Origin of the sequence: Yersinia rohdei ATCC 43380 (assembly GCF_000173775.1) — a bacterium.
Taxonomy (GTDB): domain Bacteria; phylum Pseudomonadota; class Gammaproteobacteria; order Enterobacterales; family Enterobacteriaceae; genus Yersinia; species Yersinia rohdei.
Window position 1 is genome coordinate 21,389 of the sequence record NZ_ACCD01000008.1, and the last position, 16,553, is coordinate 37,941.

Below are 16,553 nucleotides of genomic sequence, written 5' to 3' on the forward strand. Positions count from 1 at the left end.
AATGGAAAAAACGGTATTAAATTCACTTGGAATGTTAATAAGGTTTTGGGAGAAAAGCTTAGAACCTTGGGGAGTCAAAGATAATCAATCCAGATTTGTATATTCCAATAATGAACATCGTAAACTATTAGCTTTACCTGATAAATATGATATGGAAGGGCGACTAGATGGCGAACTTCCTACGCCTATATCAGCGTTTCAGGCTGAGTTTCAGGCGCATGATCGCCAGGTTGAGTTATCACAGGATCGCATAACCTCTGCTGAAATACATAAGTGGTATAGACATTCTTATTTCCAACCAAAATTTTGTGATAAATACCCATTAATAGATGAGTATGGGGTGTCTCAAGGTACTATTTTCCATGTCAGGCCGGTGGAAGATATAATATTAACTCATTTAAATAAAATAAAAGTCCCCACCTCACTGATATTCACTCCCCCATCAGATTTATTTACCAAAAGAGAATGGGAAGTGCTGTTTTACATTTTACATGCCTTTTCAAGTAGTGAGATTGCGAAGAAGCTCCATTTATCATCCAGAACTATCAGTAATATTATCCAAAAAATCTATGGGAAAGCCGGAGTAACCAGCAAGCGGCAGATAATAGAGTATTGCTATGAAAAGAAGATCAATAATTACGTTCCACAAAGTTTCTTTGAATACTCAGGCTCATTCCCGCTAAATTAAGAGGATAAGAATATGAAGCAATCACTGCTAAGCTCACTGAGGATATTAATCCCATTTTGGGAGAACAGTTCAGAGGCTTGGGGCGTTAAGGATAATAAATCAACATTTATCTACGCAAATGATAGATTTGGTACATTATTAGGTTTGCCTGATAAATTTAATGTGGAAGGGCGATTAGATGGGGAGCTGCCCGCACCAACAGCAGAGTTTCAGTCGGAGTTTCAGGAGCATGATCGCCAAGCTCTATTATCTAAAGAGCGTGCTACAACTATTGAAATACATGCATTTGAAAAACGAACTTATTTCCAACCTTATTTTTGTGATAAATATCCATTAATAGATAAAAATGGTGTATCCCAAGGTCTTATTTTTCATGCCAGACAAGTAGAGGATATAATCTTAACTCAGCTAAATAAAATAAAAGTTCCCACCTCACTGATATTTACTCCGCCATCAGAATCATTTACTAAAAGAGAATGGGAGGTGTTATTTTATGTTTTACATGCTTTTTCAAGTAGTGAAATTGCGAAGAAGCTCCATTTATCATCCAGAACTGTCAGTAATATTATCCAAAAAATCTATGATAAAGCCGGAGTGACCAGCAAGCGGCAGATAATAGAATATTGCTATGAAAAGAAGATCAATAATTACGTTCCTCAGAGCTTCTTTGAATATTCTGGGTCTTTTCCACTTATGTAGGATAATTTTCTGCGCCGATTACGTTTACGATTTTACGTAATCGGCTGTGCTAGTTAAAAGTATTTTGCGATGCTTGAGAACAACGGGGGCTATGTAAGCTCCCTATTGCTCCGCTACAGTATGCAGTTCGCCATGCTGCATCAGTTGATTAAGTTGTTGCCCGTGGCTGTCAGTGGCTTTCAGGGAGCCGCTAATCGTCGGTTTTAATGGGGTATCTGCGGTTAGATTACCTTTTATCTGTAATTCCAGATTACCCAGCCCTTGCAGCGGCAATACTGGCCAACCCCAGTTTTGTAAGATATTGAGATCGACGGAGCGGCCGGTAAGTTTCAGAGATAAGGCTCGGTCAGGTGTTTGGTCAATACTGGCGGTGGCCTCCAGCAACCCTTCTTTAGTGAAAGCACTTAAATCACTAAATGTTATTTGCTGCTCATTAGCACTCAAGGCGAGTGATGGGCGTCGAACATCATTTTTATTAAATGTCGCATTACCGGCATTCAATATCAGAGAACCAGACCACACGCCCCACTGATGGTTTTTTGCCAGTAGCAAGTTAGTCCCCATCGCGTCCAGTGAGGTAATTTGGAATGGAAAATCTGGGTTAATATCAATCAATAAATTACGGTTAGCACTTAATTTCCCAACGTACACCTCTGACAACCAGTTGGGTAGTGTCTGCTGCCATTGCTGCTTCCAGTCTTCCGGGAGTGTATATACCAGCGCCACCAGTGTCAGTTCATCTAATTGCAATCGGTTATTATCTCGCGTCCAACTGCCTTTAGTTCTTAATAGACCATCCTGCCAGCGGGTCGAGAATTGATTAATTACAATGCCCGCCGGTGATAAGGCAAATGTCGCAATCGGGTCAATCAGATGAATATTACCTTTGATAATATCCCCCGCATTGAAGGACAGCTCTCCATCATTAGTCTGCCAATCGCCTTGCTTAAAAGTGATATTTTTAAGTGTTAGATCCAAATCATTAAATGCCCAGTTATTCCCTTCGACGCGGGCATCAATTAAATCAAAGCGTTTTAGTGTAATAGGTGGCAGTTGTAAAAATGTATTCCAAACATCGTCTAAAGTAGCTGGCGTTTGTAGTCGAATATTGCTCAAGCGCAGGCGGTCAATCTGCCAATTGCCGTCAGCTGATTGGCTGGCATTACCCGTTAGTTCCCCTTGGGCAATATCTGCACCGAAATTATTCAGCGTCAGCACATTTTTCTGTATTGAGCCTTGCAGATAAAGTTTCTGGGCAGTGATGCCATTAATGGTCAGTGAACCCGCGCTAAACTGAAATTGCGCATTTTCACCCAAACTATTGCCCGGCAGGGGTAACCAGGGAACCAACCCACCATTAATTTGCTGGCCAGCAACTTTCCATTCACCTGTAGCATTTTTTTGCGCGATAGAGGTATTCAGCGCCATATTGGTCAGTTGTAAAGTATCTGCCTGCAGCGGTAATGGTGCGGTATGGTTATTCAGGGTTAAGCTGCCATTTTGCAGATTAAGACTGCGAAAATGACGAGGGTCAGTCAGTTGTTGCCAGCTCAAACCAAAGAGGGCCTGCTGGGCGAGAAGAAAGGGGGGTTGGTTGGCGCGGCTAAGAGTGACATCGGTAAAACTGAGTTGTCCAGGTTGCGACCATGAATGGTCTATTTTCCCCAGAGAGAGGCGATATTCGCTGTTATCACTGACCCAGCGGCTTATCCAGCCTGCGGCCCAACTGGTCTGAAGCAATACGTAGCTCAAAACAATAAACAGAACCAGTAGCAATAATAACGTTAGTAGCACTTTCCCGAGAAATTTCATCCGGTTTTTCCACACCAATCAAAATACACATCCTTGTTTATGCCGCAAATTCTCCATTAGCTCAATAGATAATCAGTTAACTGAGCATAAAAAATGGCCGGTATTTTGTATGACCGACCATTTTCGTGACGTATTGGCGAAAAGATTATTTTTCTTGTGGGAAGAGCAAGTTAAGCACGATGGCAGTAATACCACCGGCGGCAATCCCGGAAGAAAGCAGGGTTTTAACCCAGTCAGGTGCAAATTGCAGAATTAATGGTTGCTGTGCCACTCCCATACCGACTGCCAATGATAGCGCCATAATCATAATCGCTCGGCGATTGAGGGTTTCACGTGACACTATGCGCACACCTGACGCGGCGATAGTACCGAACATCACCAGCGTTGCTCCGCCCAGCACCGGTTCAGGAATATGCTGTACAAAACCGGCAACTGCAGGGAACAGGCCCAGAACAATCAGCATCAGCGCGACAACAAAACCAACATAGCGACTGGCAACACCGGTCAGTTGGATAACCCCATTGTTCTGGCCGAAACAGGAGTTAGGGAAGGTGTTGAACACGGCTGATAGCATCGAGTTCAAACCATTCGCCAGCACACCGCCTTTTAGGCGTTTCATATACAGCGGGCCATTAACCGGTTGCTCGGATACATCTGAGGTCGCCGTGATATCCCCGATGGTCTCAAGTGAAGTCACCATAAAGATAAGCATCAGCGGCACCAACAGGTTCCAGTCAAAAGACAAACCATAGTACAGCGGTGTGGGGATAGTAATGAGGGCGGTGTCCACTACTGGACGGCTTTCCGGCAGCATGCCCAGCGCCCAAGCCAGCAGGTAACCTACTGCCATCGCGATAACTAAAGAGGCTACGCGCAGATACGGGTTGCGCTGGCGATTAAGTAAAATAATAACTAACAATACTGAGCCAGCTAATAACAGGTTTTTTGGTGCGCCGAAGGTGTGGTCGCTCATTGCGCCATAACCACCACCAATAGATGTCAACCCGACCTGAATCAACGATAGCCCAATGATCATCACCACTATACCGGATACCAGTGGCGTGATAATACGGCGCGCCAAATGCAGGAAACGGGAAAGTATGATTTCGGTGCAAGAGGCTATCATCAAGGTGCCGAACAGTGCAGCCATCATGGTTGGGATATCTGCCCCACCATTTTTCAGTGCCAGACCACCCATAATAAGTGGAGCAACAAAGTTAAAACTGGTGCCCTGAATGGATAACAGCCCGGAGCCAACAGGCCCCCAAGTTTTAATTTGTAATAACGAGGCCAGGCCGGATGCAAACAGCGACATACTAATAATTCTTTGGGTATCTTCCGCCGGCAATCCCAGTGCCTGACAAATCAGTAGGCCTGGAGTTATCACTGCAACAAACATGGCCAATAAATGTTGGCACGCTGCGAACAGTGTTTGGGCAAGAGGAGGGCGGTCTTCTAATCGATAAATTAATTCGCTAGGGCGAGTTGTTGTTGGTTGCGGTGTATCAAGCTCTGCAGATTGCGTAGACATGGAGTGGCATTTCCGGATCGGCAAAGAGGGCATTTTAATGATCCGCCTCACAAAAGCAATCGGTTGCGCTGTATTTTTTTAATATACTGAACTGATACCGATATCTATTATTTAATGACTAAACTTGTAATTAGTTGAGAAATTTTTTCTAATCCCCCCTATTACTGTTTTGGCGTTTATTGAGGGATTGTCTAACGTCATATTTTTATTATATATTTCAATTACATGGAGTACCAAGATGTTTCATCTCGATACCTATGGCACGCTCGTCGCGGCCTGTTTGGTTTTACTGTTAGGCCGAAAACTCGTACAAACCGTTCCCTTTCTAAAAAAATACACTATCCCGGAACCGGTTGCTGGTGGTTTGCTGGTGGCTTTTATGTTGTTACTGATGCAAAAGACTCTGGGTTGGGAAATCAGTTTTGATATGTCGCTGAAAGACCCCTTGATGCTGGCATTTTTTGCAACCATTGGTCTGAATGCCAACTTGGCCAGTTTACGCGCAGGTGGTAAGACCCTCAGTATATTTGTTTTTGCCGTCGTCGGTTTGCTACTGATGCAAAACGCAATTGGTATTGCACTCGCGAAATTGATGGGGTTAGACCCATTGATGGGATTATTGGCCGGTTCAATTACACTATCAGGTGGGCATGGTACAGGTGCCGCGTGGAGTAAAGTGTTTGTTGAACGCTATGGCTTTGAAAACGCAACTGAAGTTGCTATGGCCTGCGCAACCTTTGGTTTAGTGCTGGGCGGGTTGATTGGTGGCCCGGTTGCCCGCTATTTGGTCAAACATTCTTCTACGCCGAACGGCACCCCTGATGATAGCGAAGTGCCTACGGCCTTCGAAAAACCCTCTGCTGGCCGTATGATTACTTCATTGGTATTGGTTGAAACCATTGCCATGATTGCTATTTGCCTGATGGCGGGCCAAGTCATAGCCAATGCGTTACAAAGCACGATGTTTGAATTACCCACCTTTGTTTGTGTGTTATTCGTCGGGGTTATCCTCAGTAACACGGTATCGGCAATAGGTTTCTATAAAGTCTTTGATCGCGCGGTATCGGTATTGGGCAACGTCAGTTTGTCACTGTTCCTGGCAATGGCATTGATGAGCTTGAAACTGTGGGAACTGGCATCACTGGCATTACCAATGTTGGTTATCCTGTCGGTGCAGGCATTGGCGATGGCGCTGTATGCTATCTTCGTTACTTATCGGTTGATGGGCAAAAACTATGATGCGGCAGTGCTGGCAGCAGGGCATTGTGGTTTTGGTTTAGGCGCAACACCAACCGCGATTGCTAATATGCAGGCTATTACTGACCGTTTTGGCCCATCACACTTAGCCTTTTTGGTGGTGCCGATGGTTGGCGCGTTCTTCATTGATATCGTCAATGTGATTGTCATTAAGCTTTATCTGCTACTGCCAATCTTCCCGGCAGTTGCGGGATAAAAGGATATTGGGGTGGGGGTATATAACCCACCCCAATGATTTATATTTTAAGATACAAAAAAGCGGATACCGGAAGAGCTTATATCAGTCAGTTATCCGGGTAAGTGATAATTGCCAATATATCTGTAATCTGAAAAATAACAGATTCTTAAGCATTGGTATAACGCGTTCTCTCCGGTAACCAGCGCTCTATCAAGGCCCGGGCATGTTCAGGATATTGCTGGTGTAGGTGGCGAGCCACCCGCTGAACTTCTGGGATCATTGCTTGGTCGCGTAGCAAATCAGCGACTTTAAACTCGGTACTGCCGGTCTGTCGTGTACCTAATAATTCGCCGGGGCCACGAATTTCCAAATCTCGCTGGGCAATAACAAAGCCATCATTGCTATCACGCAATACTTGTAAACGCATTTGGGCTGTTTTACTCAGCGGCGTTTTATAAAGCAAGACACAATGTGAGGCTACAGCCCCACGACCCACTCGGCCACGTAATTGGTGTAATTGGGCTAATCCCAGACGCTCTGGGTTATCAATAATCATCAGACTGGCATTAGGCACATCAACCCCGACCTCAATCACTGTGGTCGCAACCAATAATTGTAACTCACCTTGTTTAAAGGCCAACATAACCGCCTGTTTTTCCGGCCCTTTCATGCGGCCATGCACTAAGCCGACTTTAATTTCTGGCAGGGCAATTCTCAATTCTTCACAGGTGACTTCGGCGGCTTGAGCTTCCAACAGCTCGGACTCTTCAATTAGGGTGCAAACCCAATAGGCTTGTCGGCCCTCTTCCAAACACGCATTTTTGACCCGCTGAATAACATCGCTGCGGCGGGTATCAGGAATGGCCACCGTCGTGACCGGTGTTCGGCCAGGAGGGAGTTCGTCAATAACTGAGGTATCAAGATCAGCATACGCAGTCATGGCTAAGGTTCGTGGGATGGGGGTCGCGGTCATAATTAACTGATGCGGATGGAAACCTTGTTCCTCACCCTTTTCCCATAACGCCAGCCGCTGGTGAACGCCAAAACGATGCTGCTCATCAATAATAACCAGCGCCAATCCAGAAAACTTTACTTGCTCCTGAAACATGGCGTGGGTGCCGACAACCATTGCAACCTGACCGCTGGCGACAGCTTCTTGCTGCGCCAGACGTGCTTTCCCTTTTTGTTTGCCAGCCAACCAGCCAACTTCTAACCCTAAGGGTTCGAGCCATTGGCGGAAAGTATTCGCATGCTGCTCAGCTAATAATTCGGTAGGGGCCATCAATGCCACCTGTTTACCTTGGGCGATAGCACGTAGTGCCGCCAGTGCGGCCACCAATGTTTTTCCTGATCCCACATCCCCCTGAATCAGTCGCATCATGGGGTAATTATGGGTCATATCTTGCTCGATTTCTGCCACCACTCGCTGTTGGGCTCCGGTCGGCGTGAAAGGCAGAGCGGCCAGAAAACGTTGCTTAAGATTATCTTCAGCCAGCAGAGGCAGCGCCCGATAGCTTTGTGCTCCCGCTCTGACGGCCAACATACTGAGATTATGGGCCAGTAATTCTTCCATAATCAGCCGCCGCTGTGCGGGGTGCTTGCCCTGCTCTAAATCGGTCAGTTGAATGTTTGCTGGTGGGCGATGCAAAGTATGAATAGCTTCAGGGAGACTAATTAGGGAGCGGCTCAGCTCAATTGGAAGTAACTCAGCAATAACGCTGGTATCCAGCATTGCTAGCGCCTGATCGATAAGTTTGCGCAATGTTGCCTGGCGGATCCCTTCTGTCGTGGGATAAACCGGCGTAAGTGACTCTTGCAATTCAACGCCGATATTCTCTCCATGCACCCGATATTCAGGGTGAATGATTTCCGGGCCGGTATTCCCCCGCTTAGCTTCACCATAGGCAATAACATGCTTACCCGGAGATAGGCTGTTTTTCATCGCAGCGTTGAAGTTAAAAAAGCGCAGAGTAAGAACACCGCTGCCGTCGGTTATTTGGCAGGTCATCATCCGTCGGCGACCAAAACTGATATCAGAGCGGAGAACTTCACCCTCTACCGTCACGCAAAGGCCGGGTAATAAGTCACCAATACGGTACAGTTGGGTACGGTCTTCATAACGCAGTGGCAGGTGGAGTAACAAGTCTTGAATGGTTTCCAAACCCAGTTTAGCCAGTTTCCCAGCTTGACTTGCGCCAACACCGGAAAGTGTACTGAGGGGGACGGCATCCAGTAGGCGGCCTTTCATTTAAGACTCCGTGGATTGCATGGCGGCCCACCATTGCTCATCGGCAATGACCTGGCCTTGCTCATCAATATGAGGCTGGGGGAGCCCTTTACGTTTGGCAACCTGTGCTAAAACCGGGTAACCGCCTTCAAACAGTAGCCGCTGTTGTTCATCTTTTGGTAAAGCGCTCTGTGCTCGCTGATACATACCTGCATTTTGCCGCTGGCGTTGCGCTTCATATAAAATTAATGCAGAGGCGACAGAGACGTTCAGTGATTGCACCATTCCGATCATCGGAATAATGATGTCTTTATCTGCCAATGCTAGCGCTTCTTCAGATATGCCGGTTTTCTCCTGACCCATTAAAATGCAGGTTGGGAGGGTATAGTCGATTTCACGGAAATCTACAGCTTTATCAGATAGATGAGTTGCAAGTATTTGCATGCCCTGTGATTTTAGATAGGTAATTGCATCAGTAATATGGGCGTGTGTTTTGACCTGTACCCAGCTGTTACTGCCCGCAGCAGAAGAAAGCCGCGTATACATTTCAGTGGTTGGCCAAATTGCATGTACTTGATGAATGCCAACGGCATCAGCAGTACGAATAATTGCGGATACATTATGGGGTTTATGTACTTGCTCCAGACAGACCGTCAGATCCGGCTGTCTGGTTGCAAGCATTCCACAAATCCGCGCATAGCGTTGAGGATTCATCGGCGTTAATTTCGGTTGCGGCTGACTTTAACCACATCTGGCATGATACGAATTTTACGCATAATGTTAGCCAGATGGACTCGGTCACGAGTAGTCAGGCGAATAAAGGCGCTGTATACCCGGCCATCTTTCTCTTCAGTATTCAGGCTCTGAATATTGGACTCAGCTGCATTAATTGCGGCTGTCAGATTAGCCAGAGCACCCTGTTGGTTGAACATATCGACTTTAATTTCAGCAATATATTCTTGCTCAGTCTCTTGATCCCACTCAACCGCCATAAATTTCTCAGGTTCTTTTTGGTAACCACGGATATTACGACAGGATTCATGATGGATAACCAAACCTTTGCCTGGGCTGATATGGGCGATAATAGGGTCACCCGCAATCGGACGGCAGCACTTGGCAAAGGTAATGAGGACGCCATCGGCACCTTTAATTGCCAGATTACGGGTACCAGAGGACGCCAGTGTAGATTGGTCACCCAAGAGGTTTTTAGCCACCACCACACTCATTGCATTGCCTAAGCCAATTTCTGCCAGCAAATCATCCAGCGTAGCCAGCTTCATACGGTCCAGTTCATGCTTGATATTTTCTTCAGGAATATCAGACAGTTTTCGGCCATTCCCTAACGCATGGTTTAGCAATCGACGGCCAAGGCTTACCGATTCATCACGTTTAAGGTTTTTAAGCAATTGGCGAATTTTAGCGCGAGCTTTTGAACTGACGACAAAATTAAGCCATGCGGCATTAGGTCGTGCACCTGGAGCTGTAATGATTTCAACAGTTTGACCACTGCTCAGCGGCTGAGAAAGCGGATATGGCTGGCGGTCAACGCGAGCACCGACACAAGCATGACCAATATCGGTATGCACAGCATAAGCAAAATCGACAGGTGTGGCTCCGGCAGGTAATTCAACAATGCGTCCTTCCGGGGTGAAAACGTAAATCTCATCCGGGAATAAATCAGATTTTACACTTTCAATAAATTCAAATGAGCTGCCCGCACTTTGTTGGAGTTCCAACAAGCTTTGCATCCAGCGCTGAGCACGGATTTGCGCAGTGGTGCCGGACTCACCTTGTTCCTTATAAGCCCAGTGGGCAGCCACCCCCATTTCAGCCATCTGATCCATATCTTCAGTACGGATTTGTACCTCTACCGGAACCCCATGAGGGCCGATTAATGAGGTATGTAACGATTGATAGCCGTTAGCTTTAGGGATAGCAATATAGTCTTTTACACGGCCAGGGCGAGGTTTATACAGGCTGTGAGCCTGACCTAATACCCGATAACAAGTATCAACTTCTTTAACGATAACCCGAAAAGCATAGATATCCATGATGGAGTGAAAACGCTGCTCCTTCAGGTTCATCTTGCAATAGATTGAATAGAGATGCTTTTCGCGACCACTGACCCGACAAGGGATGCCAGCTTCTGTCAGCCGCCCTTCAATCTCCGCCAAGATTTTCTGAATCATCTCTTTGCGGTTACCGCGAGCAGCTTTCACCACTTCTTTAATGACGCGGTAGCGATTGGGATAGAGAGCTTCAAAACCTAGCTCTTCCAGCTCGATTTTTAAATGATGAATACCCAGCCGGTGAGCAAGTGGGCTATATATCTCAAGGGTTTCACGGGCAATACGACGGCGTTTATCTGGGCGCAAAGAACCCAGTGTTCGCATGTTGTGCGTGCGGTCAGCCAACTTGATCAAGATGACGCGGATATCCTGCACCATCGCCATGATCATTTTACGGAAGTTTTCTGCCTGAGCTTCTTTCTTGTCGCGGAAATTAAGTTTGTCGAGCTTAGAGACACCCTCGACCAGCTCGGCTACACTTTTTCCAAACAACTGCTCCATATCTTGATATGTAGCGGGTGTATCTTCAATGACGTCATGTAACAGCGCCGCCATTAAGGTTTCGTAATCGAGCCGCATCTCAGCGAGAATACAAGCCACGGCTACCGGGTGAGTGATATAAGGCTCACCACTGGAGCGTGTCTGTCCCTCGTGAGCATCACGTGCGACAAGATATGCCTGTTTGAGGCGCTTAATCTGCTCCTCTGGCAGGTATCGTTGAATCAGCAGATTCAGGCTTTCAAACAGGTACAAAGTAGACTCGCTGTCTAATTAACGACGACCTTCAGCAATTGCGGTTACCGCTTGGATCTCTGCGGCTTCCTGCTCTTGCTGTTCTTGGCGCTCACGGACATCAAGAATCTGATTAGTAATCAGGCCTTCTTCGATTTCACGTAGCGCAATCACAGTAACTTTATCGTTTTCTTCTGGAACCAGTGCGTCTTTACCGCCGGACTGGATTTGACGTGCCCGACGAGCAGCGACCAACACCAGGTCAAAACGGTTACCAATTTTCTCTACAGCGTCTTGAACAGTTACGCGTGCCATAATTCTGCTACTCCACAGGTGACGAAATGACTGGGCATGATACTGAAACTCTGTTCAGTCTGCCAATAATTTGCTGATTAAAGCGTCATGCCGCTGTTTTTGGCGGCCTAAACGCAGTCGTTCTGCACGAATAATGGTTTTCAGATCAGACAATGCCAGATTGAAATCATCATTCACGATTAAATAATCATACTCTGCGTAATGGGTCATCTCAGCGACAGCTTGCGCCATCCGCTTAGCAATGACCTCTTCGCTATCTTGCCCACGGCCACGTAAACGGCGATCCAATTCTTCTTTGGATGGAGGCAAAATAAAAATACTGCGTGCGGTTGGCATTTTTGCGCGAATTTGCTGCGCGCCTTGCCAATCGATGTCTAAAAATACATCAACACCGGTTGCGAGAACCTGCTCAATTGCCAGACGTGAGGTGCCATAGTAATTTTCAAATACTTTGGCATGCTCAAGAAAAGCATCGTCATCAATCATCTGGCAAAACTCATCCTTAGAAACAAAGAAGTAATGTTCGCCGTGATTCTCCCCTGGACGTTTATCACGTGTGGTATGAGAAATAGAAACCTGCGTGTCGTACAAAGGTTGTGTTTTTAACAAAGCCTGAATCAGGCTTGATTTCCCTGCCCCACTGGGCGCGGAAACTATGTATAGCGTGCCTTGAACCATGATGACGTTTCAGTTGATTAGGTTGATATACCCTTATTACTTGAAGTTACAGCGGAGCTAACGAGGTCTCTAACCAGAGTTACTGATGTTATCAGGAACCTGGAATTTGCTCGTTTGCAGCCTATCTGCAACGCCAATTACGTTGGGTGTATATAGAAAGCAGAAGTGTGAATCTCCGCACAGTATACACGGCTGTTACACGTCATGCAGCGTTACAACGCATTTCACCCGAATGTTTTGTCTATAAACAGCACGATTTTATGCTTTTGCGGGGAGTATTGCGTAATTTCAGCTTGTTGCAGCAAGCATAAAAGTATTTTTCGGTAGCGTGCGCATTTAAATCTTTTTGCCTTCGACGGACAAGACATTTCAGGTTTTACTCCGGTTACCAAAAAAGGAGGCGCTGATGAGAGTGCAAAATATAAAAATACTAGCCTTACTGATAGTTGGGTTTATAACTTGGGAGGTCAGAGCCAAACCGGTCTGCCCTGAATGGTCAGAAAAAAGAGCCTCTGATGAAATAAATATTTTGGTTAAGCAGCTTAACCAGTTGGATGTGGCTTATCACCAGCAAGGGATTAGCCTGTTGGATGATGATATTTACGACCAGTTGCAGGATAAATTGCATGGGTGGCGAGAGTGTCTAGGGCTACCCGATAAAGCGAATAATACTTTAATACCTGGTGATGGGAAGTTACTTCATCCTGTGGCCCATACTGGATTAAAAAAACTTAAAGATGAAAATGCACTGGCTGACTGGATGTCGGGACGAGAAGATCTCTGGGTACAACCAAAAGTAGACGGTGTTGCGGTTACGCTGGTGTATCAAGCCGGAGAATTGATACAGCTTCTTAGCCGAGGTAATGGACTGAAAGGCCTAAACTGGACTGATAAAGCGCCATTTATTTCAGCTATTCCGCAACATATTTCAATGGCACCTCCATGGTTAACTCTGCAAGGCGAGCTATTCCTGCAAATGGACGGACATCAACAGGTGCAGTCAGGAGGAGTCAATGCCAGGGCCTCTGTTGCTGGCGCTCTAATGCGTAAGACGATGTCGCCATTGCTGGCTAATCTTGGCGTTTTTATTTGGGCATGGCCGGATGGCCCGAAAAATCTGGTGGAGAAAACCACATTGCTGCAAGAGATGGGCTTCCCTTTGGCGGCTAAATACAGCAAACCTGTGACCTCAAGTCAGGATGTGATGCAGTGGCGGGATTTCTGGTATCAAACTCCGCTGCCTTTTGTAACTGATGGTGTTGTCATTCGCCAAGAGGAAGAACCTGCCGGCCGCTATTGGCGGGCAGCATCCGGTAACTGGTCTGTGGCGTGGAAATATCCACCATTGCAGAAAACGACCGAAATCCAAGACATTCATTTTACTATTGGTCGGACAGGCAAAATTACTGTGGTTTTACAGGTTGCACCCGTAAAAATTGATGATAAACAGATTCGACGGGTGAATATTGGATCCTTAGCACTTTGGCGACAATGGAATATTGCAGTGGGAGATCAAGTCACTATCACATTGGCGGGGCAGGGTATTCCAAGGCTGGAAAACGTTGTCTGGCGAGTAAGCCAGCGTGAATATCTTATCCCGCCAGAGAAGGATAAATTTCATCCATTGAGTTGTTTTCGTCTATTGCCTCTTGAGTGTGAACCACAGTTTCTTTCCCGCTTGGCATGGCTCAGTGGCCCTAAGGGTTTAGATATGCGTAATGTAGGCCGTGGGTTTTGGCGTGAGATTGTTCGTCATGGACTTATCAATGATATGGTTGGGTGGCTATCATTAACTGCAGAGCAAATTGCGACGGTCCCCGGTATTGGGCGAGTACGGGCAGAAAAGATTTATCAACAATTTCAAAACACAAGACTGAAGCCCTTTTCCCAATGGCTGCCTGCTTTGGGATTTCCTCTGGGGGGAGTCGTTGATTCTCACTGGCATCCTCTACAACAACGAAGTATCGCTGAGTGGCGCTTAATCTCTGGTATTGGAGCCGTGCGGGCAAAACAAATTAATCATTTTTTGTCTCACCCTGAAGTACAAGAGATGGCGGATTTTTTATCTCAACAGGGTATTGCCGGATTCCGACCTGAAGAGTAATCCCCTCCCATTTTATTTAATGTTCAGAATGCTCATATTTAAATACGGGCAGACCAAGTCGGAATCTCAATGCTATTAATCTTGCACTTAGCCCAGTGACTAGCGTAATGACAATAACCCAGTTATGAGATAGTGGGGTGTGTTGCAGGGCAATATAGATCCAGGCTGCGGCAAATGAGATACCTGCATAGATTTCTTTCTGAAATACCAATGGGATACAGTTACAGAGCATGTCGCGAAGCACACCACCAAAGACTCCAGTAATCACTGCTGCAATAGCTGCAATAATTGTACTGTGGCCCATGTCGAGGGCAATTTGTGCACCAATAATGGAAAAAACAATAAGCCCAATAGCATCCAGCACTAAAAATAAATGGCGTAGATGCTTCATTAGTGGTGCCATCCAGGTTGTGACAATTGCTGCAATGGCAACAATCACAATATATTCAGGATGTTTAACCCAACCCAGTGGATAGTGGCCTAGCAGCATGTCTCTGACTGAGCCGCCACCGATGGCAGTTGCAGAGGCGATGATAATGACGCCAAACATATCCATTTGACGGCGGCCCGCGGCCAGAGCACCTGTCATGGCTTCAGCTGTGATACCAATAATGTAAAGAACACTAAGTAACATAATGAGTTAAATTTCTTAAGGGCTGCAAAGGTCGCAGAGTAATCACTAAGTTAGGGGCGTGCGACTGATATTTTCTAAACTATGCATTTTAGATTAGTTAATCTAATCTAAATATTAATTAATTAATTGATATATATAAATAAAAAAAGAATTAACCAAATATCATATATCAATGATTCTATGGTGAAAGTGAGTTTTTCCGCACTAACCAGGTATTGCTGTGTTTCTTTATGATTACTCTAGCGAATCACATCGCAATGCATCAGGAGGCAGTTTTTATCCCTATTACGGTTTTGTAACTGCTTGAAATTTGCATGGGTGTTGCCGACAGTTCAGTGGCTACCTTTGTGTGCATTTTGTCTTGCGAGATATCACTAATAATTCCTTTATAGGCAATAAAACTCTCTTTTGGCCCCAAAATAATATGTTGAAGGCATTAAACGACGAGGGTTTAGCTATCTTATAAATCTTGGATAACAATGTGCCGACTATTCGTATAAGAGGTGAAATAACCAGCATATTGTAAATGCCCATCAGTGCTGAAATTCAATTCTCATGAATACATATATTCTCTTCATTCTCTATTTGTGCACTAAGCAGGCCGTTTTTTAAATTTTTAATGTGTTACTGCTCATTTATCCATTGGGTGACTCACTATTTATCTGCCAGCTTAAGTTGCCGTCATTAAGGCAAATGCAGCTTTTCCTCAAGAAGGATATGGCGATAGCACTATCTGTGTTCAACTAACTCATTGGATGGAATATGAATATGATTAATTTCCCTAGCTGCCGCTCTTTTACTGAAGCCGGTCATTTATCTCAAATATCGGCTTATTATGAAGAAGGGCGTAATACCATGTGGATGCTACTACGCGCTCATCCGCGCCCTTGCTTTAACCTCGAGTTAATTGAAAATATTATGACATTAGTGCAAGCGGCTAAAGAGTCAAAATTACCCATTGATTTTTGGGTTACGGGCTCGGTAGTACCTAATATGTTTAACGTAGGAGGAGATTTAAGCTTTTTTGCGCAAATGATCCAAAAGCGTAAACGTGAAGCTCTTCTGGCATATGCCCGAGCTTGTGTAGATTGTGTTCATGCAGCGGCTCGTGGGTTTGATACAGGTGCGATATCTATTGCCATGATTGAAGGGAGCGCGTTAGGTGGTGGATTTGAAGCGGCATTAGCCCATCATTTTGTGCTGGCACAGACGACAGCCAGAATGGGGTTTCCTGAAATAGCATTTAATTTATTTCCGGGCATGGGGGGATATTCATTGGTTGCCAGAAAGGCGGGTATGAGGGTGGCGGAACAATTAATTTGGACTGGGGAATCTCATGCTGCTGAATGGTATGAAAGCCGTGGGTTAGTGGATAAGTTATTTCAACCAGGTGATGCATATATTGCAACTCGAACTTTTATTGATACGATCAGACCTAAGCTAAATGGTGTAAGAGCTATGATCCGAGTTCGGCAACGTGTTTTGCAATTAACGCGTTCTGAGTTGATGGATATTACTGAAGACTGGGTAGATTCTGCCTTTTCTATCGAGCCGAAAGATATTGCTTATATCGAGAGGCTCGTTATGTTGCAAGACCGGCATACCTCGGCATTACCAAAAGCAATATAG

At 45.6% G+C, this 16,553-nt stretch carries 13 protein-coding genes; 5 read left to right on the forward strand and 8 right to left on the reverse strand.

The genetic code is table 11. The features are described 5' to 3' along the window. Position 1 precedes the first annotated feature (1 nt). Both YROHD0001_RS10430 and YROHD0001_RS10425 read left to right on the forward strand, forming a co-directional pair. A complete protein-coding gene (locus YROHD0001_RS10430; RefSeq protein WP_004714359.1) occupies positions 2–688 on the forward strand; it encodes a helix-turn-helix transcriptional regulator in 687 nt (228 codons plus the stop codon). 12 nt (positions 689–700) lie between these two features. Further along, positions 701–1,387, forward strand: a complete 687-nt coding sequence (locus YROHD0001_RS10425) for a helix-turn-helix transcriptional regulator (RefSeq protein WP_004714360.1) — start codon at positions 701–703, stop codon at positions 1,385–1,387. A gap of 102 nt (positions 1,388–1,489) precedes the next feature. On the opposite strand, the gene YROHD0001_RS10420 is transcribed toward YROHD0001_RS10425, so the two are convergent. Next, positions 1,490–3,199, reverse strand: coding sequence for an AsmA family protein (locus tag YROHD0001_RS10420; RefSeq protein ID WP_032816684.1), 1,710 nt, complete (start codon positions 3,197–3,199; stop codon positions 1,490–1,492). 145 nt (positions 3,200–3,344) lie between these two features. Further along, positions 3,345–4,730, reverse strand: coding sequence for a uracil-xanthine permease family protein (locus YROHD0001_RS10415; RefSeq protein ID WP_004714362.1), 1,386 nt, complete (start codon positions 4,728–4,730; stop codon positions 3,345–3,347). Positions 4,731–4,968: 238 nt separating this feature from the next. On the opposite strand from YROHD0001_RS10415, the gene gltS reads away from it, so the two are divergent. Continuing rightward, a complete protein-coding gene (gene gltS / locus YROHD0001_RS10410) occupies positions 4,969–6,183 on the forward strand; it encodes a sodium/glutamate symporter (protein WP_004714363.1) in 1,215 nt (404 codons plus the stop codon). Between the two features lie 148 nt (positions 6,184–6,331). On the opposite strand, the gene recG is transcribed toward gltS, so the two are convergent. The 5 genes from recG to gmk are packed head-to-tail and all read right to left on the reverse strand — an operon-like array spanning position 6,332 to position 12,186. After that, the gene (recG, locus tag YROHD0001_RS10405; protein ID WP_004714364.1) at positions 6,332–8,413 is read right to left on the reverse strand and encodes an ATP-dependent DNA helicase RecG; all 2,082 of its coding nucleotides are present in this window, start codon (positions 8,411–8,413) and stop codon (positions 6,332–6,334) included. Next, positions 8,414–9,106: a tRNA (guanosine(18)-2'-O)-methyltransferase TrmH gene (gene trmH, locus YROHD0001_RS10400; RefSeq protein ID WP_004714365.1), complete on the reverse strand. Its 693-nt coding sequence runs from the start codon at positions 9,104–9,106 to the stop codon at positions 8,414–8,416. It lies immediately after the preceding gene. Positions 9,107–9,111: 5 nt separating this feature from the next. After that, a complete protein-coding gene (gene spoT, locus YROHD0001_RS10395; protein WP_004714366.1) occupies positions 9,112–11,214 on the reverse strand; it encodes a bifunctional GTP diphosphokinase/guanosine-3',5'-bis pyrophosphate 3'-pyrophosphohydrolase in 2,103 nt (700 codons plus the stop codon). Between the two features lie 18 nt (positions 11,215–11,232). Next, the gene (gene rpoZ, locus YROHD0001_RS10390; protein ID WP_004392061.1) at positions 11,233–11,508 is read right to left on the reverse strand and encodes a DNA-directed RNA polymerase subunit omega; all 276 of its coding nucleotides are present in this window, start codon (positions 11,506–11,508) and stop codon (positions 11,233–11,235) included. Between the two features lie 54 nt (positions 11,509–11,562). Beyond that, a complete protein-coding gene (gene gmk / locus YROHD0001_RS10385; protein WP_004714367.1) occupies positions 11,563–12,186 on the reverse strand; it encodes a guanylate kinase in 624 nt (207 codons plus the stop codon). 406 nt (positions 12,187–12,592) lie between these two features. On the opposite strand from gmk, the gene ligB reads away from it, so the two are divergent. Continuing rightward, positions 12,593–14,290 (forward strand): NAD-dependent DNA ligase LigB, encoded by a 1,698-nt coding sequence (gene ligB / locus YROHD0001_RS10380; RefSeq protein WP_032816686.1) that lies wholly within the window; start codon positions 12,593–12,595, stop codon positions 14,288–14,290. A 16-nt stretch (positions 14,291–14,306) separates the two neighbouring features. On the opposite strand, the gene YROHD0001_RS10375 is transcribed toward ligB, so the two are convergent. Beyond that, a complete protein-coding gene (locus YROHD0001_RS10375) occupies positions 14,307–14,924 on the reverse strand; it encodes a trimeric intracellular cation channel family protein (protein ID WP_004714369.1) in 618 nt (205 codons plus the stop codon). A gap of 762 nt (positions 14,925–15,686) precedes the next feature. Between YROHD0001_RS10375 and YROHD0001_RS10370 the strand changes: the two genes are divergently transcribed. Next, positions 15,687–16,553: a crotonase/enoyl-CoA hydratase family protein gene (locus YROHD0001_RS10370; RefSeq protein ID WP_004714371.1), complete on the forward strand. Its 867-nt coding sequence runs from the start codon at positions 15,687–15,689 to the stop codon at positions 16,551–16,553.

Bases quoted from the DNA above. Each gene is read 5' to 3' on its own strand.
- YROHD0001_RS10420 (WP_032816684.1), bottom strand. From the start codon at position 3,199: ATGAAATTTCTCGGGAAAGTGCTACTAACGTTATTATTGCTACTGGTT.
- rpoZ (WP_004392061.1), bottom strand. From the start codon at position 11,508: ATGGCACGCGTAACTGTTCAAGACGCTGTAGAGAAAATTGGTAACCGT.
- YROHD0001_RS10370 (WP_004714371.1), top strand. From the start codon at position 15,687: ATGAATATGATTAATTTCCCTAGCTGCCGCTCTTTTACTGAAGCCGGT.
- YROHD0001_RS10430 (WP_004714359.1), top strand. From the start codon at position 2: ATGGAAAAAACGGTATTAAATTCACTTGGAATGTTAATAAGGTTTTGG.
- trmH (WP_004714365.1), bottom strand. From the start codon at position 9,106: ATGAATCCTCAACGCTATGCGCGGATTTGTGGAATGCTTGCAACCAGA.
- recG (WP_004714364.1), bottom strand. From the start codon at position 8,413: ATGAAAGGCCGCCTACTGGATGCCGTCCCCCTCAGTACACTTTCCGGT.
- gltS (WP_004714363.1), top strand. From the start codon at position 4,969: ATGTTTCATCTCGATACCTATGGCACGCTCGTCGCGGCCTGTTTGGTT.
- gmk (WP_004714367.1), bottom strand. From the start codon at position 12,186: ATGGTTCAAGGCACGCTATACATAGTTTCCGCGCCCAGTGGGGCAGGG.
- YROHD0001_RS10415 (WP_004714362.1), bottom strand. From the start codon at position 4,730: ATGTCTACGCAATCTGCAGAGCTTGATACACCGCAACCAACAACAACT.
- YROHD0001_RS10425 (WP_004714360.1), top strand. From the start codon at position 701: ATGAAGCAATCACTGCTAAGCTCACTGAGGATATTAATCCCATTTTGG.
- ligB (WP_032816686.1), top strand. From the start codon at position 12,593: ATGAGAGTGCAAAATATAAAAATACTAGCCTTACTGATAGTTGGGTTT.
- YROHD0001_RS10375 (WP_004714369.1), bottom strand. From the start codon at position 14,924: ATGTTACTTAGTGTTCTTTACATTATTGGTATCACAGCTGAAGCCATG.